The organism is Streptomyces sp. NPDC058308 (assembly GCF_042880275.1).
Taxonomy (GTDB): domain Bacteria; phylum Actinomycetota; class Actinomycetes; order Streptomycetales; family Streptomycetaceae; genus Streptomyces.
This window is the reverse complement of sequence record NZ_JBHVZA010000018.1, coordinates 30,261-54,790: the sequence shown is the minus strand read 5'-3', so window position 1 is coordinate 54,790 and position 24,530 is coordinate 30,261. Positions and strand designations below refer to the sequence as shown.

The 24,530-nt window shown below is 70.5% G+C and carries 12 protein-coding genes; 7 read left to right on the top strand and 5 right to left on the bottom strand.

The genetic code is table 11. The features are described from left to right. Positions 1-394: 394 nt before the first annotated feature. From ACFVYL_RS23905 to ACFVYL_RS23875, 7 genes are all read left to right on the top strand, one after another. On the top strand, positions 395-4,828 hold the full coding sequence (locus tag ACFVYL_RS23905) for a hypothetical protein (RefSeq protein WP_389719301.1): 4,434 nt from the start codon (positions 395-397) through the stop codon (positions 4,826-4,828). A gap of 117 nt (positions 4,829-4,945) precedes the next feature. After that, complete coding sequence (locus ACFVYL_RS23900) at positions 4,946-5,134, top strand: hypothetical protein (protein ID WP_268769297.1); 189 nt, start codon at positions 4,946-4,948, stop codon at positions 5,132-5,134. Between the two features lie 649 nt (positions 5,135-5,783). After that, entirely contained in the window at positions 5,784-8,444 is a 2,661-nt protein-coding gene (locus ACFVYL_RS23895; protein WP_389719299.1) for a glycosyl hydrolase family 28-related protein, read from the top strand. A 448-nt stretch (positions 8,445-8,892) separates the two neighbouring features. Beyond that, positions 8,893-9,345 (top strand): transposase, encoded by a 453-nt coding sequence (locus ACFVYL_RS23890; protein ID WP_389719298.1) that lies wholly within the window; start codon positions 8,893-8,895, stop codon positions 9,343-9,345. A gap of 455 nt (positions 9,346-9,800) precedes the next feature. Further along, a complete protein-coding gene (locus ACFVYL_RS23885; RefSeq protein ID WP_389719296.1) occupies positions 9,801-10,298 on the top strand; it encodes a hypothetical protein in 498 nt (165 codons plus the stop codon). Positions 10,299-10,828: 530 nt separating this feature from the next. Continuing rightward, positions 10,829-11,497, top strand: coding sequence for an MOSC domain-containing protein (locus ACFVYL_RS23880; protein ID WP_389719295.1), 669 nt, complete (start codon positions 10,829-10,831; stop codon positions 11,495-11,497). Between the two features lie 211 nt (positions 11,498-11,708). Then, a complete protein-coding gene (locus ACFVYL_RS23875) occupies positions 11,709-12,770 on the top strand; it encodes a cation diffusion facilitator family transporter (protein WP_389719293.1) in 1,062 nt (353 codons plus the stop codon). A 79-nt stretch (positions 12,771-12,849) separates the two neighbouring features. Here the strand turns inward: ACFVYL_RS23875 and ACFVYL_RS23870 are convergent, their stop codons facing one another. From ACFVYL_RS23870 to ACFVYL_RS23850, 5 genes are all read right to left on the bottom strand, one after another. Then, complete coding sequence (locus tag ACFVYL_RS23870; protein ID WP_389719291.1) at positions 12,850-14,007, bottom strand: acyltransferase family protein; 1,158 nt, start codon at positions 14,005-14,007, stop codon at positions 12,850-12,852. Positions 14,008-14,158: 151 nt separating this feature from the next. Next, entirely contained in the window at positions 14,159-15,214 is a 1,056-nt protein-coding gene (locus ACFVYL_RS23865) for an NAD-dependent epimerase/dehydratase family protein (protein WP_389719289.1), read from the bottom strand. Between the two features lie 79 nt (positions 15,215-15,293). After that, entirely contained in the window at positions 15,294-16,868 is a 1,575-nt protein-coding gene (locus tag ACFVYL_RS23860; protein WP_389719288.1) for an MFS transporter, read from the bottom strand. 221 nt (positions 16,869-17,089) lie between these two features. Beyond that, positions 17,090-18,586, bottom strand: a complete 1,497-nt coding sequence (locus tag ACFVYL_RS23855; RefSeq protein WP_389719286.1) for an amino acid adenylation domain-containing protein — start codon at positions 18,584-18,586, stop codon at positions 17,090-17,092. Beyond that, positions 18,583-24,342 (bottom strand): amino acid adenylation domain-containing protein, encoded by a 5,760-nt coding sequence (locus ACFVYL_RS23850; RefSeq protein WP_389719284.1) that lies wholly within the window; start codon positions 24,340-24,342, stop codon positions 18,583-18,585. Before ACFVYL_RS23850 ends, ACFVYL_RS23855 begins: the two co-directional genes overlap by 4 nt. Positions 24,343-24,530: the final 188 nt, after the last annotated feature.

Here is a 24,530-nt window from a genome sequence, read left to right as displayed (position 1 = left end):
GCTCCGGGTTCTCCGGAGCGCGGATCCGATCAAGGAACGTATTGCGTGGAGCGCGCACCGATCTAGCGGATGAATCTGCTTAAAGCCGACAAGTGCCACCCACCCCATCTGTGGCGTTAAGCATGGTTGTACGGCGAGGGATAACAGCCCCATCAAGATCGACTCACGGCACGGACAAGCACGTCGTGACGCGGCGTCACGTCGTGATGAGTCCTCATATGTCCGTCGTGGCACCCGGTTTACGGCCGCCCTTATCCACGCCTTACGATGATCAATCCCATTTCCCCCACACCTCACAGCTTGACCGGCAACGCACCGACATCACGGGAGAAGACCCGTAACACACCATCGGTGCTGCTTTGCCATGCGCCAACTGTGAGAGGAAGAGCATGAGTTGACATCGCACATACGGAGACCGGCACGCGCCGGGATCGCGGGCCTCGCGGCCGCCGCTGTCCTGGCCGGGCTGATCCAGACCGGCACGGCCCACGCCGCGCCCGACGGCACGACCGTCGCCTCCCGGCCGAAGTCGGCCGGAGACGGACCCGGTTCGGGTGCCGTCGCCGACCCCGACGAGAAGCTCGGCAAGGACTGGGACACCTCGAAGGACCGGGCCGTCACCGCCGCCGCCGACTCCGAGGGGCTGCGCATCCTCGCCGCCGCGTCGGACGAGGCGTACGCGTGGAAGACCGCCGCCGTCCTCAACGAGCCCGGAATGCCCGCCGATTCATGGATCGGCAACCAGTGCGTCATGGACGACTCGCATGTCGCCGCCGTGTACGCGCCGCGCGCGTTCACCAACAAGCCGGACCTGATGCAGGGCGGCGCGTTCACCGCGATCGTGAACACGAGGACGGGGGACGTGACGAAGCTGCCGTTCACCGGCACCCTCGCCTACTTCGACCCCACCTGTAACACCACCACGCACACCGCGGCCTTCACCCAGTACCGCGACATGAACGACGTGTCGCAGGTGAAGACGCAGGTGATCACGGTGGACACGGCGGGCAAGACCATCGCCAAGACCGGTGAGCTGCGCGGCCAGGTGTCGTCGGCGGCGCCCGTGAAGGACGGTGTGGTCGCCGGTCTTGGCCGCGACCTCGTCCACGTCGACGGCAAGGGTAAGATCCGCAAGGTCGCCGAGGGCGACAGCGTCCCCTTCGACATCCGCCCCATGGGCGGCGACCGCGTCGGCTTCGTGGACCGCAAGGGCACGAAGACGGCGCAGGCGAAGGTGTACGACGGGCACGGCGAGCCCCGCACGATCGCCACCGGCCGCCTCGGTGACCTCGGCCTCGAACCCGGCGCGCGGGGCCGCACCTTCCTGACCGGCGAGGCCAAGGACGTGCGACTGCGGGACAGCGGGGTCACCCGGGTCGACGCGCCCGCCGACACCGACCTCTCCTCGCACGGCCGGCTCGCCGTCGAGCCCGTCCTCACCCCCGGCGTCCGCGCCGGACTGACCCGCATCAAGGGCGCGGGCAAGGGCTTCGACAAGGCGAATGAGCCCGAGGCGGGCGTGCGTTCGCGCTCCGGCCAGGCCCCGGGCACCGCGGACGACGAGACCGCCATCACGGTGACGTCGACTGCGACGACCACCGGCGAGGAGGTCGAGCAGCGGGTCGAGTCGGCGCAGCCGCGCACCACCGCGGGCCTCTCGCCCGCCCTGACCGGCGACAGCAAGCCGCGCACGCTTACCCGCGCCTCGACCGTCAAGACCGCGGCCGCGTCCGTCTCGCACGATCCCGTCGACACCGACCGCTGGTGCTCCGTCTCGCGCAACGACATGAGCGCCCAGGCGTTGCAGCCGACGCCGAACCAGGTGGAGTGGGCGGTGGACATGGCCGTACGCGGTGAGCTGCGCGCCAAGTGGATCCGCCAGGGCGACTACCGGGGCCAGGCGGGGCTCGGCACGATCGACCCGCAGGGCCTGTTCCCGCTGCCGAAGCTGAACGGGGGCGGCCGGATTCCGGCGAGCGTGCTCCTCGGCATCCTGGCGCAGGAGTCCAACCTGTGGCAGGCCGAGTCCGGCGCGATCCCCGGCCAGATGGGCAATCCGCTGGCCGCCGTGGACGGCTACTACGGCCACAAGGCGAAGGACACGCTCCTCGGCTACTGGCGCATCAACTGGGACAAGTCCGACTGCGGTTACGGCGTCGGCCAGGTCACCGACGGCATGCGCCTGAAGGGACACGAGAAGAAGGACGAGACGAGCCTCGACCCGAAGCTGCAGAAGGTCATCGCGGTCGACTACGCGACCAACATCGCCGCCTCCATGAAGATCCTCGCCGACAAGTGGAACGAGGTCCACAAGGACGGGCAGAAAATCACGGTCAACAACGACGATCCGTCCCGCATGGAGAACTGGTTCACCGCCGCCTGGAATTACAACCTCGGCTTCAACCCCAAGTCGGAGTCGGGCAAGAACGGCGGACACTGGGGCCTCGGCTGGTACAACAACCCGGCCAACCCCATGTACAAGAAGGGTGCCTGGGACCACCCGTTCATGGATGTCAGCCTCAACGCGAACAACATCCGTGACGCGGCGCACCCGCAGGACTGGCCGTACGAGGAGAAGGTGATGGGCTGGTCCGCCTGGTCCATCGACACCGGCTTCTCCTACGGCACGGACGGCAAGCAGGACTGGAAGGGCGAGTCCGGCTTCAACACCGCCGGGTTCCGTCCCGCGTGGTGGGCGAGCATCGCCGACCGCTCCCGCGTCAGCCCGCCGCTGGACACGTTCTGCAACAAGAAGAACAACTGCGACCCGGCCAACCCGGTCGACTGCCCGGACGAGGCCTGCTACCGGCAGTTCTGGTGGACGCAGGAGAAGGCGGTGTGGAAGCCCGACTGCGACCAGACGTGCGGGCACGAGAGCATCAAGTACGTCACGCTGCGCTCCGAACCGGGCCGCGGCTACCGGCTGAAGAACGGCGACCCGGTGTGCGGAGGCGCCCCCGCGGGCTCCGACGTCGTCGCCTCCGTACCCAACGGAACGCCGACCTGGTCCACTTGCGGCAAGGCGTCCTCGACGGGCTCGTTCCAGTTCACCTTCCATCCTGACTGGGACAAGCACTACGAGGCGAAGGCCGATCTGCACTCCATCGGCGGCGGCCACGGCGGCCACTTCTGGTACACCCACACCCGTAACGAGGACCACCTCGGCGGCGATGGCAACCGGATGACGGTCGAGGGCGAGTGGACGGCGGGCAAGAAGTACGACCTCGCCGCCGTCTACGCCTACGTCCCCGACACCGGGGCGCAGACCAGGCACGCGACGTACGTCGTCAGCGGCGCGTCCGGCGGCCCCTACGAGCGGGTCGTCGACCAGAACGCGAACAACGGCAAGTGGGTGCCGCTGGGCGCCTACAAGTTCACGGGCACGCCGAAGGTGAAGCTCACGAACTACACGAAGACGGGCACCGCGGACCGCGACATCGCCTGGAACTCCGTGGCGTTCAAGCCGATCAAGGGCAAGTTCGTGCACCGCTCGCTGACCGCTGCGGCGATCTTCGACCCGAACCAGGAGCTGAACTCCAACTGGCCGGTGTCGACGGAGATCAACTCGCCGGTGCAGTCGATGAAGTCGCTCTACGACTGGGGTCTCGGCCTCGCTGACCACGGTCCCCTGTGGAACAACCCGGAGGGCGCCGACGCCGTCGGCATGTCCTCCAAGGCGCGCTGCCCTTCGGCGAAGGCCGTCGGCGAATGCACGGGCCAGAAGACGTGGGACGCGGCCGACAAGTGGGCCAAGGAGATCAAGGCGGGCGGCTGGAAGCCGCGCGCCGACGGCTCCGCCCCCGCGCACTCCATCCCGCGCTGGATGGCCATGTCCAACGAGCGGCCCGACCCGGCCGAGCCCGCGTCCAAGGCGTACGCGGACCCGAACAGCTACAAGATCAAGTCTGATGTGAACGTGACGTTCGTGGTCGGTGAGGACGGGAAGATCGTCGACGGCAGCGTGGGGTCCGACTACCGCGCCCGCGTCGGCAACGCCCACCTGCCGCACTTCGTCACGGACATCATGCAGGCGATCGAGGCGGACTACGGCATCCCGGCGCCGGACATCGACTACACCACGCAGGACGCGCTCGAGTACGGCAACGTCCACACGTCCCACCCCTACAAGGACGGTGACACCCCTGGTCAGGCGTACTTCCCGCACTTCCGCGGCGCACGTCTGGACGACGCCAAGCAGTGCGTCGACTTCCGCGGGGTCGGCGGCGGCGTGCACGGCTACCGGGCGATGATCGGCCACAAGTCCGTCAACGACAACGTCAAGGCGTGGGTGGACCAGGTCAACAACGACCTGGAGACCAACCACACCGTGCGGCGGTTCGCCGGGGACGTCTACTCGATGTTCTTCAAGAACACCGGGAAGTGGAACAACAACATGTTCGGCTCCATGATCGGCAACGCCCCGCCGATCTGGCAGGACATCGCCGCGGCCTTCTGCGCCGACGGCTCCGTGAAGCCGACGCACCTGCAGAAGAACAAGGACGCCAACCCGTCCGACGGCATCGTCTTCCAGTCGTACATGCCGGACCTCTATCTGTACGTGGACGACCGGCTGACCGACAACCTCGGCCGGAAGTCGAACCACCGCATCAGCGGCGGCGACTGGCGGAACTTCTCCAACTTCCCCGCCACCGCGCCGAACGGCAACGCCTACGCCTCCTGCTCCGCCTACCACCGGGGCAGCGGCGGTAATCCGTGGGGCGTGGACGCCCCCGTTCCGTTCCTCGGGGACGGGCCGGGGAACCGTCCCGGCAGTGTGGTGCACTGTGACGAGCCGGCGAACAAGTTCACCGAAAACCTCACCCGGTGACCCGGAGTGGGTGAGTGAGCGCATGACCGCCGACTGATCCGATGCACGAAGAGGGGGGACGGACCGGCCCGCACCGGCCGGCCCGTCCCCCCTCCGCACGTCTAGGGAGAAATCCTCATGGGCTTTCTGTACTTGGCCTTCTTCGCCGCGTTCCTCTACCTGGTGCCCGTGGCCCTGCTGTGCAGGAAGGTCGCGATCAAGACAACGGCGAAGATGGGCTGGACCATGGCTTTCCTGCTGATCGTCTTCCCCGTCATCCTGCTGGTCATCGGCGGCGTGGTGGACGCCAAGGGAGCCGCGTCGTAGGCATCCGCCGCACCACGCACAGAGGGAGCACGGCATGCGCATTCCTGGACCCGAACCGAGGGCGGACGGCGCAGCTTGTCGCCGGGGCAGCGAGGCCGCTCGCCGCCGCAGGGCAGGCGCGCCGGGCTTCGTGATTCCTGTTGCCGGGGGCGTGGCGAGCTTTGCCGAGGAAGGCTCGCCGCTGAACAAGATCGCCGGTCTTGGCTTCGGCGGTGTCCCGAGTACGGCCGCCACGGATGAGATGGAGCGGGCCTTTGCCGCCTGCGGCAGCCCGGTGCAGATCAGCCCTGAACCCCTGCTCCGCCTGCCGCCTGGGCCTGTCACGGCACACCCTGAACGAGCATTTCACTGGGGTCTCCTTGACGCGCGGGCAACCCGAGACAGACCAGCAGCACGAGGGTGGGGCGGCAGAGCCCAGAAGTTGAGCCAGAGCGCGAGTTTTGACGCCACGTAGGGGCTCGCGGTGGGGCCGTGAGGTGTGCTCCGCGTCGCCTGATGGCTCTCGCCCACCACGCACAGCGTCACCCGTGCGAGTGAAACCCTGCCCGGTGGGTGTCCTCAGTCGAGGATTCGCAGTCGGCTGCTCCCAAGGCGCCCCGAAGTCAAGGTGCCCCGCAGTCCGCACACTTCGACGAGTCCGGAGGAACCCATGAAGACAGCAGTGGTCGCGGTCGACGTCCAGGCGGGCGACGTGCTCTGCTCCGCGCTGGATCCGAAAGTCCCGGAGACGCTGACCAAGGCGACGTCCGCCGCGCTCACCGCGGGCACGATGGTCACCGGGGTCGCCGCCACCGCGGCGGCGGCCGGCTCCACGGTGAGCTATTACGCGCAGCCGGAGGTCGTGCCGTCGGGCATCGCGGGGCTCGGGGCAGGGCCGTCGAGCGCCGTCGTGGCCGACGAACGAGGCCGGTGCGCGCGCCAGTTACCGGTGGTGCGGGGCGCGTTCGTCGTCGGCGAGTGCGACGCGCAGGGGAACGTGACCGTGGCGCCGAAGCACGACTTCGCGAACGTCCTCGACTTCGGCGCCAAGGGCGACGACCAGAGCGACGACTGGGACGCCATCACACGTGCCATGCGGTCCCTGCATCCACTGCAGCCCGGCGTGGTCTACTTCCCCGCGGGCTACTACCGGATCGGTCGCCCGCTGGTCGTCGACCGCCAGGACGGGAAGATCGAGCTGCTCGGCGAGAGCGAGCACACCACCACCATCAGGTTCTTCGGGGGACACGGTCCCGCACTGTGCATCTCGTCGAAGTCGCTCGGGCATCTGCCCACAGGGGACGCCCTGCTCGCCGGGAACGGCAGGGCCGGTGCCCTCAGCGCGGGCAACAGGAGCACCATCAACCTCCGCGACAGCCCGGCGCTCGACATGGACGGCGCGCCGTCGTTCTCGGTCTCATGCACGGTGCGGCCCGAGGTGCTTCCGGGGCTCGGGGGCAGTGAGCCGGTCATCTCGAGTTCGGGCCGACGGCTGGACAGCGAGCCGGCGACCTGCGCGTTCGGCATCTTCCTCAGCGACTCGACGACAGGACAGATCAAGGTCACCGCCACCGCCAGGCTCAACGGCGTGGATTACCCCATCACTCATCCCGACAGCTTCCCGGTCGGGCAGACGTTCCATCTCTCCCTTGTCTGGGACGGGAAGCATCTCGATCTCTACGCCGGGCCGCCCGGGACGGTACTGACACCCGCGGAGCCACGGGAGGGGCAGCGTCCTCCTGTCGGCGCGAAGCTGACCCAGCCCGTCGAGGAAGGGGTCTACCTCGGCGCCAGGAGCCAGCAGCGCTGGCCGGAGTACTACGACCTCACCCGTCCGTTCACCGGCCGCGTCGACTCCGTCCGGATCAGCGACTTCGTGGTCGACCGGAACGCGGACACGCGCGCACTGACCGCGCCCACGGCGAAGTTCCCCGCCGACTTCGCCACCAACGTCAGGCCGGACCCGGCCCACGCGGACAAGCGCCTGGTCACCCGCATGCTGATCAACTTCGACCGCGACGTCGACGCCTTCACCGTCGGATCGACCTGGGTACGCGCGACCGCGGACCCCGCCCCGGTCTACCTGATGTACCAGTGGAGCGGACCGCCCACCGGGGCCGCGCTCACCACGGTCCGACGCCTTGAGTTCCAGTGCCCCCTCGGCACGGGGATTCACGCGCAGCTCACGACCAGCTCGGTCTTCAGCCATATCCGCGCCACCGCGGTACGCGACGGGGTGCGGCTGCGGAACAACTCGTATCTCTGCGAGATCGAACATCTCTACATCAACGCCACCAGGCTCGGCCTCACGCTCGGCGGCAGCGCGCTGGCCAGGATCAACCGCTTGCAAGTCATCGGGACCCAGTACGACTTCGTGGCGACCGACGTCGTCGGCGTCACCGCTCGCGACTGGTACATCGGCAGCTACCGCTCCATCGTGCCGCTCCTGCTGACCACGGCGGCGCCGTACGGCACCTTCCACGGCATCGGCGTGACCATCACGTCGGAGGGGACCCAGGGTTTCCCGGAGACGTGGCAGGCCGCGGTGGCGACCTCCGATCTGCACCATTTCGTGCTGGAGAGCTCGGTGCTGGAGACCGGCTTCCTCAAGAACAGCGACTGCCCACCAGTGATCATCGACAACTCCCGGCTCCTCGTCGCCCAGAAGCCGCCCAAGCCCCCCCTGGAGATCCCCACCGCGTCGACGTTCGTGAACTGCGAGTTCCGCCCGAGCGAGAGCACACGCGCGAACATCGTGTTCTCCGGCCTCCGGGGGCCGACACCGGTCCGGATCATCGGCAGCACCACGAACCCCGAGAAGCCCTGGACGCTGCCCCAGGACGAGAACATGGTGTCCCACCTCGGTGGCTGCGTGTCCACGACGGACCGGGGGCAGACGCAGTGGCAAGGCGGGCGGGACTGGGTGTTCGCCCTCGACGCGGCGACGGGGCGGATCGGGGCCCGCGAGCGCGAGACCCAGGGCAGCGGCGTCGCCGCGGCCAGTCCGGTCCGGCTCGCCGGGGTGCCTCTGGCGGCCGGAGCGAGCCGCTACCGGGCCGAGGTCATGGCGACCGACGCGACAGGCCGGGCCGCGACATGGGTCGTCGAACAGGGCCTGAGCAACATCGGCGGCACGGTCACCCCGTGGGCGCCGAAGACCCGCGTGCTCGACTCCTTCGGAACCGCGGAGGGTTCGGTCCCGGCCGGGTGGAACCCGCCACAGATCGTCCCGTTGGACTCGAACGCCGTCGTCGAGTGCTCGGCGCCGCAAGGGCTGAGGCTGGCCTACACGGTCAAGCTCCAGGCGGTCGAAGGACTGGGAGCTTCCTGACTGGCCGGCCGGGTGAGTTCGATGTCCGTGAACCCCGCTGCCGTCAGCTGTCCGAGCGACTGCTACTGGCCGGGCTCGGCCAGCCTCTGCGGTCACGAGCCGCAGCACCACCACGGCTTTTCGTTGACCTTGGCGAGGATGACGGCGGCGGCCTACCTCTGCGGCGCCGAACCGCAGCACCGTCACGGCTGCTGGAACAGTCCGACCGAGTCGCCAGAACCGTGACTGCTTCTGTGATCCGGTGGTACATGCATCTGTGGAGCAGGCGGACGGCAACATAGCGGAGGATCCCCGGCAGAGACTCTTTTGCCCGATTCGGTGGTGTGTTCCGCTCAACCAGCCGGACCGTCATTGTGGTGGTAGATGCGGGGAGGTCAGGAGGTCGAGGTGTCCATGTGTCCGTGCCCCGTCCCCGCCGTGCCCCGAGGCCACCGCGCGGGTGGCCCGCATGGCGTTCCGTAAGGACTGCCTAGCCATGCGGCTACGCGATGAAGTCGGCGTGCTCTTCGAGGACGAGCAGTTCGTCGAGGCATTCCCCAGCCGTGGCGGCCCCGGCCTGTCTCCCGGCATGCTGGCCTTGGTCTCGGTGCTGCAGTACGCCGAGAACCTGACCGACCGGCAGGCTGCCGAGCAGGTCAAAGGCCGGATCGACTGGAAGTACGCCCTGTCGCTGGAGCTGGAAGACCCCGGCTTCGACTTCTCAGTGCTGTGCGGATTCCGGGCCCGTCTGATCGAGCGTGGTCTGGAGGAGAAGATCCTCGACATCCTCCTGCAACGCGCGAGGGAATTGGACCTGCCTGGCTGGCCCAGGTGGTGCCCCGGCCCTGGTTCGAACGCTACGGCGGCCGCGTCGACGCCTATCGGCTGCCCTGCGGGGAAGGTGCCCGCCGGGACTATCTGATCACGGTGGGGCAGGACGGGTGCGCCCTGTTGGAAGCCGTCTGGGCGCCCGAGGCGCCGGTCTGGCTGCGGCAGTTGCCCGCCATCGAGGTCCTGCGCCAGATCTGGGTGCAGCGATACCACCGAGATCAGGACAGGGGGGTGCGTCCGCGGGAGACCAAGGACAAAGACCTGCCGCCCGGCAAACCCCTGGTCTACTCGCCCTACGATCCCGAGGCCCGTTACTCGGTCAAACGCGGCTACGAGTACATCGGCTACAAGGTTCACCGCCGTAAAGCCCGGCGAACACCTCGTCGATGCCGGATACACCAGCGCCGAGCACCTGGTCTCCGCCCGCGCCGAGGGAATCGACCTGGTGGGACCACTGCGGTGGGAGAAGCGCACCTGTAGTCCGCCGGAGCGGCCAGTGGTGCTGTGTGCGTAGACACGGCATCCGTACCTGTCCGCGGACGGGAGGTGGCAGGCGGCGCGGCCGAGCGGGCCGCGGCGCTGTTCCGTGTGCTGACGCCCGGCATCGTCGAGGTGTCCGACCTGGAGACGGCGGAGCTCGCCAAGCTCGCCTGCAACGCCTACCGCTACTCGGTCTTCGCCTTCGCCAACGAACTCGCCCGGCTCTGCCGGAGCGTGGGGGCGAGCGCCCGGGAGGTGCGTGACGCCGCGGCGGCCGGGTACGACCGCGCGGCGATGCCCTTCGCCGGGCCGGTCGGCGGATCCTGCCTCCCCAAGGACACGGCCATCCTCTCCCGGGCTTTCCTGGCGCACGGGGCACCGGCCTCCGAGCTCCTGAACGGTGTCCGCACGGCCCATCGCGGGACCGCGGCGCAGGTCGCCGACGAGCAACTCCGCGCGCTGCACGGCGACATGACGGACCGTTCGCACGACCCGACCGTGCCGGAACACAGGCAACGAGCCCTCGGCTACCAGCCGTGCGCGGAGGCCAAGGAGGCCGTCTAGGGCGCCAACCTGGTCATCATCGGCACCAATCACCGGGCGTACGCCGACCTTTCCCTGCAGTGGCTCACCGAGCGGATGGCGGGCCCCGGCCTCGTCCACGACGCATGGGTCCTGCACGCCGGGGCGGGCGCCCAGCTGAGCGGGCCGGTGCGGTATCTCGCCTTCGGCCAGGGCCAGTTGGCCGCCCCGCGTGGGGCGGACCGGCTCCCGGTGCGCGTCCGATCGGCGTCAATCTTCAGAAATACGTCGCCGACCACCGGTCAAGCACACTGCCAAGATGCCGGTCGGCTTCGGTGACTACCGGCTCGCGGGCAAGGGCGACAAGTCGCTGTGGGCGGCGACGCGCGGGGGCGGCAATCTCGACCCGGCCAAGGAGACAGCTCACGCGGCATACGTGTGCCCGGGCGGCTTGCGTCTGGGGCAACAGCACGGCCACCGTCTTGCCCAGCCGGTGATGGTGCAGAGATGGCCTCGGCCGGGACCTTTCGGGCGGCTGACGGCTCCGGGTCCCCGACGTACGATGCGACGTCATGAAGATCCTCAGCGTCAACGTCGGGCGGGCCGAGCGGGTCGACTACACCGATGCCCCGTCCGGGACCACGGGCATCGACAAGCGGCCGGTCGACGGTCCGGTACGGGTGGAGCGACCCGGCCCCGCGGGTGTCGGCGCGAGCGGGGTATCCGGGGACACGGTGTGCGACCTGCGTTTCCACGGCGGCGACGATCGCGCGGTCTACGCCTTCGCGCGGGAGGATCTGGACGGCTGGGAGCGGGAGTTGGGCCGCGAGCTCTCTCCCGGCGCGTTCGGCGAGAACCTCACCACGCTCGGTGTCGACCTGCGCGACGCCCTGGTCGGCGAGCGCTGGCGCATCGGCAGCGAGGCCGTGCTCGAAGTGACCGGAGGGCGCCTTCCGTGCCGCACCTTCGGTGCCTGGCTCGGGGAGCGGCGGTGGCTGCCGCGCTTCACCCGCGCCGCGTCCCCGGGGGCGATGTTGCGTGTGATCGCGCCCGGTGAGGTCGGGGCAGGGGACTCGGTCTCAGTGGTGTGCCGTCCTTCTCATGGGGTCACCGTCTCCCGCCTCTTCCGTGCCCTCACGGTGGAGCGCACGGAGCTGCCCGGTGTGCTGGTGGCCGCCGAGTGGATGGAGCGGGAGCAGTTGGAGATCGCTCGCGCGTACACGGATAAGTACGGGTCCTGACGACCCGCTGTTTTCCTGCCCTTCTCGGATCGGATTTCGGCCAGGCGGAGGTGGCGTACCTGTGGCGTACCCAGGTGTCGGCCGGTCGGATTTCGAATTTCACCGCAAAAAACCCCGGTAATTGATAACCGTCTTCATTGCAGCCTTTGAAATCGCGTGATCCATGCGCTTCACTTTGCTTGTCCACGACCCGCGGAGTGATGGGAATTCGATGAATCATCGTCGTCAGCATGCCGACGGCACAGTGGCGAACGGAAGCGGTGACCATCGTGACCACGCGCATGCACACGGCCACGAGCACGGGCACAGCCATGCCGGGCACAGTCACGCCGGGCACAGCCACGCGGTGGCCGAGGACGCGGACCGTAAATGGTTATCGCTCTCGCTCGCCCTGATCGTCGGCTACATGGCGGTGGAAGTCGTCGTCGCTTTCGCCGCGGATTCAATGGCCCTGCTGGCGGACGCGGCGCACATGCTTTCGGACGCGGGTGCGATCGCACTCGCCCTGTGGGCGATGCAGCTCGCGAGCCGCCCGGTACGCGGCCGCTTCACCTACGGCTTCAAGCGCGCGGAGATCCTCTCGGCCCAGGCCAACGGGCTCACCTTGCTGCTGCTCTCGGCGTGGCTGACGTACGAGAACATCGACCGGCTGCTTGACCCGCCGGAGGTCGGCGGGGGCCTCGTCCTGGTGACCGCGCTGGCGGGGGTGGCGGTGAACATCGCCGCCGCCTGGTGCATGTCGAAGGCCAACCGGTCGTCACTGAATGTCGAGGGCGCCTTCCAGCACATCCTCACCGACCTCTACGGCTTCATCGCGACCGCTGTGTCCGGTGCCGTCGTGATGACGACCGGCTTCGCCAGGGCAGACTCCATCGCCTCCATGATCGTGGTCGTGCTCATGGTCCGCTCGGGAGTCTCGCTGGTGCGGGCCTCGGGACGGATCTTCCTGGAGGCCGCGCCCGCCGACCTGGACCCCGGCGACGTGGGCAGGGGAATGGTCGGCCTTGACGGCGTCGTCGAGGTCCATGACCTGCACATCTGGGAGATCACCTCCGGTCAGCCCGTCCTCTCGGCCCATGTGCTGGTCGAACCCGGCGGCGACTGTCACGCGGTACGCAAGAGCATCCAGGCCCGGCTGCGCGAGGACCACGGCATCACGCACGCCACGCTTGAGGTGGACCACGCCTCGGAGCGGCCCGCCGCCGACGCGGAGGCCCGGCACTGCGAGGAACCGCACGGCACGGTGCTGCGCAAGGAATCCCCGGTCCACTGATTCTCCCCGATCCGGACCGCCCCGGCCATCCCCCGACGGGGCGGTCCATCCTTCGCCCCCTCAGCCGTGTCCGTACGGCTCAGGGGGCCACGGGCTTCTCGTCGAGCGGTGCCCCGGCCGCGGGGCGTGCGGGCGTGCCCGATCCCCAACGGCGCGTCGCGGGCCGTTCCACCAGGACGTTCACCGCCCACGAGGCCAGCAGGGAGAGTCCGAAAATGAGCACGGCGGAACCGGCCTGTACCGCCCCGGATGCCGTGTGTTCCTCGTCGATCAGACGGTAGACGTGCGTCAGTACGAGCATGTGGACCATGTAGAACGCGAACGAGATGTCCCCGAGCCACACCATGGGCCGTGACCGGACCGGCGAGCGCGAACCGCGGATGTCGGCCCCCGCGCCCGCGAGCACAAGCAGCGACATCGGGACGACGAGGACCGCGGATATCGCGTAGAGGAACGGCACCTGGAGTGCGAGGGGATAGCCGATCGCGAGTGCCGGCAGGGCGTGCCGGAAGCGGACCGCCACGCGGGTGCCCTCCAGGACCGCACGGGCCAGCAGGATGCCGAGCACGAATTCGAGCAGCCGCGTGAGCGGGAAGGTGTAGATGAACCAGTACTGGTGCAGCGTCACCGGGAACGTGAAGAACGTGGGCTCGGAGGAGAATGCGACCGTGGCCACCAGCGGCATGGCGACGACCGCGAGGGCGGCGGCGGCCGCACATCCCCACAGCATGCGGGCGGGTATCCGGCGGACGAGATGGATGAGCAGCGGGAAGGCGAGGTAGAAGAACGCCTCGCAGGACAGCGACCAGGACACTCCGTTGACGCTGTCGTAGACGTCGAACGTGGAGGTCCAGGACTGTACGAGGAGCAGATTGGGAACGGCCTGACGCGCCGCGACCTGGCCGCCCGTCCAGTTGATGAGGACGAGCGCGACGAACCAGGTCACCGCGTGCACCGGGTAGATCTTCGCCGCGCGCCGTCGCCAGAAGGACACCGCCTTGTCGCCGGGCCGCGCGGACCAGGCGAGGACGAACCCGCTGAGCAGGAAGAAGAAGCCGACCCCGGAACGCGCGGTGATCAGCGCGACCATGGCCGGAGTGTTGCCCTCCCACACCCCGTCGAACCAGATCGCCAGGTAGGCGTGGGAGGCGAAGACGGCGAACGCGGCGACGAAGCGAAGGCCGGTCAGCGAGGGCAGTCTCGCGGCGGATGGAAGGAACGGCACAGCCGTTGCCACGGCGTCTCCTGACATGTTCGAAGCGTCAAAACGCGCCGAACGTATCAACGGACATGGCCGGATGTATGCCACCCCGGGATGGCACCGTGCCGTCCAACCCCGGTTGCACAAGGACCTCTTGGGGCGGGGCGCGGTCCGTGCCCCGCAGGCCTCAGACGCCTGCGAGGCGCAGCAGCGAGGCCTCTTCCACGGGCGTCATGCCCGCCACCGGGGGAGTGCCCGCGCCGCGTTCGAGGCGGTCGCGCAGCACCGCCTGCGCGGTCTCGGCGACCGTCCTGACGCGCAGCCCGGCGTCGAAGGACGACGTGACGTCACGGGCGAGCGCGCCATGCAGCTCGCGGGGCGGCCACAGCGGCATCGAGGGGCGCCCCGTCCACGGCCGCACTCCGGCGTCCCGCAGCACGTCCTCGGGCACCGGCACGAGTTCCAGACTGCTGTGCCCCACGGCGTCGGCGACCTCGTGGAGCAGGGACTCCAGGGGCACCGGCGGCCCGGCCGCGTCGTACACCCCGGACGCACGCGCCGCCGCCCGGTCCAGGATCCAGGCGGCGAGGTCCCGCACGTCGACGCACTGCGCGGGCAGGGCGAGACCGTCGGCGCCGAGCGCCGGCGGCACGGCGGTGGTGCGGCCGCGCGCCATGCGCAGCGGCCAGTAGCCGAAGGGCCCGACGTCGTCGCCGGGGCCCACGACCAGGCCGGGGCGGACCACGAAGGCCGCGTCGTCGGTGGCTTCGCGCACGGCCTGCTCGCAGGCGAGCTTCACCCCGCCGTACGTCGCCTGGGAGGGCTCCGGGTCCACGGCGGGGTCATACGCGCCGACGTCGGACAGGGCGGGGCGCAGCCGTGCGGTGCGGGCGGTCTGGCCCCGGGTGTAGGTGTCGGCGTACACGCTGATCGAGGAGACGAACGTCCAGTGGTCGGCGCTCACGTCGCGCAGCGCCCTGCGGACCCAGGGCAGGGCGAGCGTCGCGGTCTCGACGACCGCGTCGAAGCGGGCGCCGCGCAGCGGGGCCAGGCCCTCCGGCGCGTTGCGGTCGGCCCGGAGGAGCCGTGCCCCGGCGGGTGGCCGCGCGCCGCCGGTGCCGCGGGCGACGCAGGTGACGTCGTGGCCGCGTGCGACGGCCTCCGCCGCCACGGCTCCGGACACGAAGCCGGTACCGCCGAGGACCAGCAGGCGCAGCGGACCTGTGGGGAGACTGGGGGACATCGCGGGGCTCCTGGCGGACGGTCGTACGTCGGGTGGGGACGGGCGAGGGGCGGCCCCGGAACCGGGACCGCCCCCCACGTCAGGCCGGTTCGGGCGCCGCCTTGTCGTCCTCCTTGGCGGGTTCGGGGGCGCCGGTGAGCAGGTCCTTCTTGCGAACGAGGGTGAGCGCGACGGCCGCCGTGCCGACGCAGACCACCGCGGCCCACATCATCACGGACGAGGCACCGTCGGCGATGGCGGACTCCAGGGTGCTCCGCGCCTGCCCTGCGAGGTCGTCGGGGACGTGCTTCAGGGCCCGCGAGATGTCGCCCTGGGCCGCTGCGGAGACCACGGCGTCATGGTCGGCCGAGCCCGTACGCAGACCAGTGCTCGCCTGGTCCTCGATCCGGCTGCGGAACAGGACGCCGAAGATGGCGGCGCCGATGCCGGCCCCGAACATGAACAGGCTGTTGATCGCGCCGGATGCCATGCCCGCGCGCGCCTTGGGCACCACGTTGACCGCGAGCGACATGGACGGGCTGCCGGCGAGACCGCCGCCCACTCCCCACAGCAGGAGGCCGGGCAGGGCCAGCCAGATCGCCCGGTCCAGGTCGAAGGACCAGGACATGGCGAGCCCGCCGAGGGCCAGGATGCCGAAGCCGGCGCCGATGATGTGCGAGGGGGAGTACTTGGCCTGCAGCTTGCCCGCGACCAGGCCCATGCCGAGCTGCGGCGCGAAGATGGCCATCATCATCAGGCCGGTCTCCAGCGGGCTCAGCCCCCGGGCGCTCTGGAAGTACAGGATGTAGTACACCGAGCCGCCGATGGTGGCGAAGCGGGAGAAGAAGGCGATCAGGGTGGCCGCCACGAAGGTCGGCACCTTGAACAGGGTCAGGTCCAGGGTCGGCGCGGCGACCCGCCGCTCCAGGACCAGGAAGCCGGCGAGGAGCGCGGCGGAGACACCGAGTTGGACGAGAGTGGTCGCCGAGCCCCAGCCCTGGTCCTCGCCCCGGGTGAGCGCGAAGTTGACCAGGCCGAGGGTGAGGACCAGCAGAGCGGCGCCCGTCCAGTCGATGCCGGCGAGCGAGCTGCGCGGGGGGTCCAGGGGCAGCCGGGTACGGCAGAGGAACAGTGCCACCACGCCGATCGGCACGTTGATCAGGAAGAGGTAGCGCCACTCGGTGAGGTCCACGAGGAGACCGCCGATGACCGGGGCGACGGCACCGCAGGCCCCGAGCGTGGTGCCCCAGACCGCGATGGCCATGTTCCGGGCCTGGCCGTCGTAGACCTGGGCGATCAGGGGCATCGCGTTGGCGAGCACGAAGGCGGCGCCCATGCCCTGAACACAGCGCGCGATGTCGAGCGAGATGGCGTTCGGCGCGAGGCCGCAGGCCAGCGACGACAGGGTGAACAGGGCGATGCCGCCCATGAACATCGACCGTCGGCCGAGCCGGTCCGACAGGGAGCCCGCCGCCTGTTGGAAGGCGCCGAAGGTGACCGTGTAGCCGATGATGATCCACTGCAGGGCGGCGAGCGAGCCCCCGAGGTCCGACTGGATCTCGGGTAACGCTACGGAAACGATGGTGATATCGATAACCAATAGCGCCGACGCTACGACGGTAATAATCAGGACGATACGAGCCTGGGGGCTCGTCGTGGTATCCGTGGCGCTCACGAATTCCTCTTCCGAAGGCGTGGTGCGGCGGCCCCGTCCAACCGTGCGCGGTGCATTGAAAATCGTTTCCGATTCAATTCCGGAGTGGTGCCGCCATTCAGGGTAAGGCTTACCTTACCGCGCATGGTTGCGTGAGTGTAGCACTCGTTTTCCGGCGCTTTGAAGTGCGTATCGGAATGAAATGGTTTCCCCTTGTGTGCTGAAATTGTGCAGGCCATCTGTCAGTCCACGGTGGCGGGCAGCGCCCCGACGTCGACCTTGCCCGTCACCGTGAGCGGGATGGACTCCACCGGCACGAACAGCTCCGGCACCATGTACGACGGCAGCCGGTCCCGCAGGAACCTCCGCACCGAGGCGAAGTCGGCGCTCTCCCCACTCACCACGTAGGCGACCAGGCCGACTTCGTCCGCGCTGCCGGACCGGGCGAGTACCGCCGCGCGCCGGATGCCGGGGTGCTCCATCAGCACCCCCTCGATCTCGCCCGGTTCGATGCGCAGCCCCCGCACCTTCACCTGTTGGTCGGCGCGCCCCAGATAGTCGAGCTCGCCGTCCGGAAGGCGGCGCGCGAGATCACCGGTCCGGTACAGACGCGCACCCGGACGGTCCGAGAACGGGTCGGGGACGAAGCGCTCCGCGGTCAGACCGGGCCGCCCCAGGTACCCCCGCGCGAGGCCGTCGCCGCCCAGATGCAGCTCCCCGGTCTCACCGTCCGCCACCGGGTGCCCCTCGGCGTCCAGAACGTGGGCGGTGGTGCCCGTGATGGGCCGGCCGATCGACGGCTTGTCCGCGTCCCGCCCGACCAGGCTCCAGGTCGAGTACGTGGTGTCCTCGGAGGGCCCGTACAGGTTGTGGACCTGCCGCACCGTACCCGTCGCGTACAACTGGCGGGCCAGCGCGGCGGGCAGCGCCTCGCCGGCCAGATTGACCGTCACCACCGAGGGCGGCAGCGATTCGCAGGACAGCACGTCGAGCAGCAGGCTGGGCACGGTGTTCACCAGTGTCACCGGCCGGTCCGCCGCGGCCACCGGCAGATGGAACACCGTCTCCGCGAGGACCACCGTGCCGCCGGCCGCCAGCGGCGCGAACAGCTCGAAGACCGACAGGTCGAAGCACATGGAGGTGGAGGCCAGCGTGTACCGCAGCTCGTCCGGCGAGAAGAGCTCAAGTGCCCAGTCCAGAAAGGCCGCCGCGCTGCGGTGCTCGACCGCGACGCCCTTGGGCCGGCCGGTGGACCCCGAGGTGTAGAGCGCGTACGCCAGGTGGCTGTCCTTGCCCGTGCTCTCCCCTGACCACGGCCGCGCCGCGGTGATGCGGTCCCAGTCACGGTCGAGCGAGACCACCGTGCACGGGCGGTCCGGCCACTTGTCCCGCAGCGACTCCTCGGTCACGATCAGCCCCGCCCCGCTGTCGCGCAGGATGAACTCCCTGCGCTCCAAGGGGAAGGCGGGGTCGATCGGCACGTACGCCGCCTCCGCCTTCAGGACCGCGAGCATCGCGACCAGCATCCACGGCGAACGCCCGAGGCAGATGCCGACCAGGGTCTCCGGACCGGCGCCGAGGGCGCGCAGATGCCCGGCGAGGAGCCGCGCCGCCTCCTCCAGCTCGCCGTAGCTCAGCCGCTCCCGGCCGGCCACGACCGCCTCCGCGTCCGGCGTCAGCGCCGCCTGCCGGGCGACGCGTTCGTGGATGAGGGGGCGGCGCGCCGCAGCCGCGCTCACAGGCCCGCCCCCGTTCCGGCCGCGGCCCGCCGGGCCGACAGCTCGCGCTCGACCGCCTCGGGCGACATCCGGGCGACCCGCAGGTGCACGTGGGCCATGGCCTCGGCCCGGCCCGGCACCTCCTCGGCGGCGACCACGCCCGCCGCGAGCCCGGCCACCGTCGGCGACAGGAAGACGGTCCGCAGCGTCACCGCGTCCGAGGCGAACACCTGACGCAGCCGGGTCACGATCCTGGTGGCCAGGACGGAATCCCCGCCGAGGGCGAAGAAGTTGTCCTGTTCGCCGACCGCCTCCACCTCGAGGACCTGAGCCCACACCTGCGCACACACCTCGGCGACGGCCGAGCGCGGCGCGCCGCCCGCGGTGCGGGAGAGCTCGGGACGCGGCTCGGGCAGCGCCGAACGGTCGACCTTGCCGTTGGCGTTGAGCGGCAGCGCGTCCAGCGTCACGAACACCGACGGCACCAGGTGCGGAGAGAGCCGCGCGCGCAGGTGTTCCCGCAGCGCGGCGTCGCCAGGGGCCGCGTTTCCGGCGCCCGCCACGACATACCCGATGAGACCCCGGTGCCCCGCGCGGTCCGCGCGCCGCTGTCCGGTCACGACGGCGGCAGCGACGTCCGGGTGGGCGAGCAGCGCGGCCTCCACCTCGCCCGGCTCGATCCGGTGCCCGTTGACCTGGACCTGGAAATCGGCCCGGCCGATGAACTCGATGGTCCCGTCCGGCAGGAAGCGCCCCAGGTCACCGGTCCGGTACAGGCGTTCCCCGGTGCGCGGATGCGTGACGAACGAGGTCGCGGTCCGCTCCGGGTCGCCCCAGTAGCCGCGGGCCACGCCCACTCCCGAGCAGTACATCTCGCCGGTCGCCCAGACGGGACGGTCCCGCATGCGGTCGTCCAGGATGCGGTAGCGGGTGTTGGCGACCGGCGTGCCGTAGGGGATGCTCCGCCGCTCGGGGTCAAGCCGGTCCACGGGGTGCCAGATGTTCCAGAGCGTGGTCTCGGTGGGTCCGCCCACGCTCACCACGCGCACCCCCGACTCCTCGCCGAGGCGGCGCACCGTGGCCACGTTCAGCCAGTCGCCGCCCAGGAAGGCGAGCCGTAGTCCTCTCAACGGGCCTTCCTGCGAGCCCAGATGCTCCACCAGCATCTCCATCATCGCGGGCACCGAGTTCCACACGGTGACGTCGTGTTCGCCCATGAGGTCGGCCCAGTGCGCCGCCTCGCGCCGCTCCGAGGCCCGCGGCACCACCAGCGTGCCGCCCGCGCCGAGCACTCCGAAGAGATCGAACACGGACATGTCGTGGTGCAGCGCGGTCAGTGCGAGGGCCCGGTCATCGGGGCCGATCGCGAAGGTCTCCACGGTCTCACGCAGGGCGTTGACCACGCCCCGGTGCTCGACCATCACGCCCTTGGGCTGCCCGGAGGAGCCCGAGGTGAACAACACATAGGCCAGGTCGGACGGTTCGGCCGAGCGGGTCGGCAGCGCCGGGTCCGCCGCGCGCACGTCCTCGGGCAGCGCGTCCAGGCACAGGACGCGCCGCTCGCCCGCGAGGTGCGCGAGGCCCTGCCGGGTGACGACCAGCTCGGCCCCGCACCGGTCGAGCAGTCCCGCCACGCGCTCTGGTGATGCCTCCGCGTCGAGGGGGAGATAGGGGGCGCCCGCGTACAACACGCCGTAGACGGCGACGACCTGCTCCCAGCCCTTGTCCAGGACCACACCGACCGGCTTGTCCCGTGAGGCGCCGCCCGCCCGCAGCCACGCGGCCACCCGGCAGGCCTCGCGGTGCAGTTCCCCGTAGGTGAGCGTCCGGCCGTCGGCGACGACCGCCACCTGGTCGGGGCGGGTGGCCACCTGGTCGAGGAAGTCGTCCTGCACGAGGCGGTCCGGCAGCGGCCGCAGGCCGCCGTCGCCGAGTTCCCTGCCGCCCGGACCTCGTGGCGCGGGTACCTCCAGCGGCTCCTGCGCGTCCCAGACGGCGGGATCGTCGGCCAGCGTGCTCAGCAGGGAGCTCAGCCCGGTGAAGACCTCGTCCACCATGCCGGGGTCGAACAGGGCCTCGTTCACGTCCCAGTTGACCACCAGGGAGCCGTCCTGCACCTCGGTCAGGAGATCCATCCAGACCTGCGGTGTCTGGGTGATGCCGCCCGTCTGCTGGAGCAGACCGTCCAGGAGCGTGCTCCTGCCACCGCTCAGCGGGACCGCGCTGGTGAACACCACGGGCATCAGCGCCCCGTCGAACCCACCGCGCAGCCGCATGAGTTCACGCAGTAGATGAACGCCGCTGACGTAGGAGTGCGTCAGGTCGCTCCACAGCTGCTCCTGCACGCGGCGCGCCCGGTCGAGGAAGCCGCCGGGCGCGGCGGAGTCCACCTCCACGAGGGCGAACGAGGCGAACTCGCCGACGGTGTCGTCGACATCGGGATGCGCGCCGATCCGGTTCAGGTTGGTGACGTTGAGCGTGAACCGGGACGCCTGTGCCCAGGGCGCCAGGGCCTCGGCGTACACCGCGAGCAGCAGACCCGCCGGTGTCAGCCCCGTCTCGGCGGCCCGGTCGGTGACGCGCTGCCAGCGCTCGGCCGTCAGCCGAACCGACCGCCGGACGAACCGCGGGTGCTCCACCGACTCGGCGGCGCGCACCATGGGCAGCCGGGGCGCGGGCGCGAGATCGAGCAGCCGCCGCTCCCAGTACGCCGCCGAGCGCCGGTGCGCCTCCGTGCCGGAGAGGTCCGCCGTGGCGAGCACGTAGTCCCGGTAGGCCATGGCGGGCGGCGCCGGATCCGCGTCCGCATCCCCGTAGAACAGGGTCAGGTCGTCCCAGAGCACCCGGATGCTGGCGAAGTCGGCGCAGAGCGCGTCGATGCTGAAGTGCACCCGGAACCGGTCGCCGGGCAGCTCGGCCACCACGACGTCGAACAGCGGCCAGACGTCGACGGGACGCACCTCGTGCGAGTAGCGCTCGCGGATCTCATCGAGCCCCCGGCGCACCTTGTCCTCGTCCGCCGTGCGCAGGTCGACGACCGGCATCTCGTACGGTGGCACCGTGTCGAGGACCCGCTGGGTCATCGACTCGGGCAGCACCACCGCGCGCAGCATCGGATGCCGGTCCACCACCCGCTGCCAGGCGGCCCGGAACCGTGGCACATCCAGGTGCTCGCCTTCGAACTCCAGGTACATGTGGGCGGAGACGTTGCCGGACGACAGTGAACCGGTGCGGCCCACGACGTAGGCCTGCTGCTGGTCGGTGAGCCGGAACGGCTCGTGTGCCGCCGCCGGGTCGGGCTGTACCACGGGCAGCGCGGCGCCCTCCCGGCCGTCCGCGGAACCCTCCCGCTCCGACTCGATGGCCCGGCTCAGCTCGGCCACCGTGCGGTGCCGGAAGACGCTGTGCGGGTCGAGGTCCAGGCCGAGCCGCTCGCGCAGCCGGTTCATCACCCGGATCCCGAGCAGCGAGTTGCCGCCCAGCTCGAAGAAGGTGTCGTGCACACCCACCCGGTCCACGCCGAGGAGCTCCGACCACAGGCCGGCCACCAGCTCCTCCAGCTCGGTGCGCGGCGCGCCCGCGCCCGCCGCCGCGGACGGCGCGGTGCCCGGCCGGGGCAGCGCCGCGCGGTCCACCTTGCCGTGCGCGGTCAGCGGCAGTGCCGCCATGACGAGGAGGTGCGCGGGCACCATGTAGTGCGGAAGACGTGCGGCGATGTGCTCGCTCAGTTCCGCCGCCGAAGGCTCGGCGCCCGCGGCGGGGGACACGTACCCGGCGAGCGCCTGGTTGCCCAACTCGCCGTCCTGGCGCGGCAGGGCCACGACCGCCGCGGTGCCGACCGCGGGGTGGGACCGCAGCGCCGTCTCGATCTCGCCCAGCTCTATCCGATGGCCGTCCAGCTTCACCTGGAAGTCCTCGCGGCCGAGGAACTCCACGTTGCCGTCCGGCAGGAACCGGGCCACATCACCGGTGCGGTACAGGCGTTCGCCGGTCACCGGGTGGACGGGGAAGCCGCGGTCCGTGCGCGCGGGGTCGCGCCAGTAACCCAGCGCGAGCCCTGCCCCGCCGATGTACAGATCACCGGGCACGCCCACGGGCCGGGGGCGCAGCGCCGTGTCGAGCACGTGCAGCGTCTGGTTGGGCAGGGGAGTGCCGTACGGGATGCTGGGCCACGCCGGGTCGACCTCGTCCACGTCGTACGTACTGGAGAGGATCGACGCCTCGGTGTTGCCGCCGAGCCCCACGAACCGCACGTCCGGCGCGATGTCCCTGGCCCGCTCGGGCAGGGAGAGCGGGATCCAGTCACCGCCCATGATCAGCAGGCGGAGCGAGGCGACCCACGGCTCGGGGTCGCGCTCCACCTGTTCGCAGAACAACTCGAACAGGGCGGGAGCGCCCAGCCAGGTGGTGACACCCTCCCGGCGCACGAGGTCCAGCCAGTGACCGGGGTTCCGGTCGGTGCCGGCATCCGGCAGGACCAGGGTGGCGCCCGCACACAGCGTGCCGAGCATGTCCCAGATCGACAGGTCGAAGCTCATCGCCGAGAGGCCGATGGCCCGGTCCCGCTCCGTCACGCCGTATCGCTCGATCACATGGACCAGCGTGTTGAGCGCGCCCCGGTGCGGCACCACGACACCCTTGGGCGTGCCCGTGGAACCCGAGGTGAAGAGTATGTAGGCGGGGTCCTCCGGACCCTGCGCGGCCGTCAGCGGGCCGTCGTCGGCATCCGACCACGGCGCGTCGTCGTCCACCGCGAGCACGGTGACGTCCCGCGGCCACTCCCACCGCCCCGCCACCTTGCGCTGGGTGAGGACGAGACGTACGCCGGTCATGTCGAGCAGCCGCTCCCGGCGGTCGGCGGGCAGCCCGGGGTCGAGCGGCATCCAGGGAGCCCCGGACTCCAACACGCCCAGCAGCCCCACGGGTTGCTCCCAGCCGCGCTCCATGCAGATCGCGACCGGCTCTCCGGGACGAGCCCCGAGCTCCCTGAGTCGCCGCCCGATACGACGGGACCGGCTCATCAACTCGCCGTAGGAGATGCGGTGTTCACCCGAGACGATGGCGGTGTGCCCCGGGCGGGGCTCGGCTGCGCGGGCCACGGCCTCCTGCAGCAGTCCTTCGGGCAGCGGCGCCGCGGTCGCGTTGACCTGCGCACGCTGCCTCTCCTGCGCGCCGGGCAGCCGCACCGGTGAGAGTGCCGCCGTCCAGGCCGGGGGCCGCCCGGCCAGCGAGGCCAGCAGATCGAGCCAGGACTCCGCCATGTCGGCCACCATGCCGTCGGGCAGCGCGCCGTCGGCATACTCCCACCGGGCCTCGACCCCGCCGTCCGTCGCGGCCACGCGCAGCGCGAGGACCGGTGGCGGCCCCGCGGGCAGTGCCACCGGGTCGGCGCCGAGGGCGTCGGTGAACTCGACGAGAGGACCGCAGTCCGCGTCCATGGCGTCGACCGCCGGGGACAGCGCGGCCGCACGGCCCGCGAACCCTCCGTCCCCGAGCGTGTCCGCCACCAGGACCCGGCATCCGCTCGCCGCGCGTTCCCGCAGCGTGAACCGGGGGTCGCGCGACCACAGGCCGAGGACCTCGGTGAACGCGGTGCGCAGCACGGCGGTGGTGTTCACGCCTGTGGCGCGCGCCCCCTCGGTGACTCCGCGCCACACGCCGGGGTCGACGTGTACGAGATGGTCGGCGCGGGCGCCTTCGGACGGCTGCGGCAGCAGGGGCAGGCGGGGGCCGCGCGGTACCGCGGCGCCGGTGTCACGAGCGAGGCCGGTGCTCATACGGTGTTCTCCGATCGGAAGTCCTGGGCCGCGCGGGGGGCCGGGAGAGTGCCGGGGGGCTGCGGGGTGGGGTCCGGGGGGGGGGGGGCGGGCCCCCCGCCCCCGGGGGGGCCCAAACGGGGGGTGGGGGGGGGGGGCCCCCCCCGGCGGGTAAAAAAAAAAAAAAAAACACCAAAAAAAAAACAAAA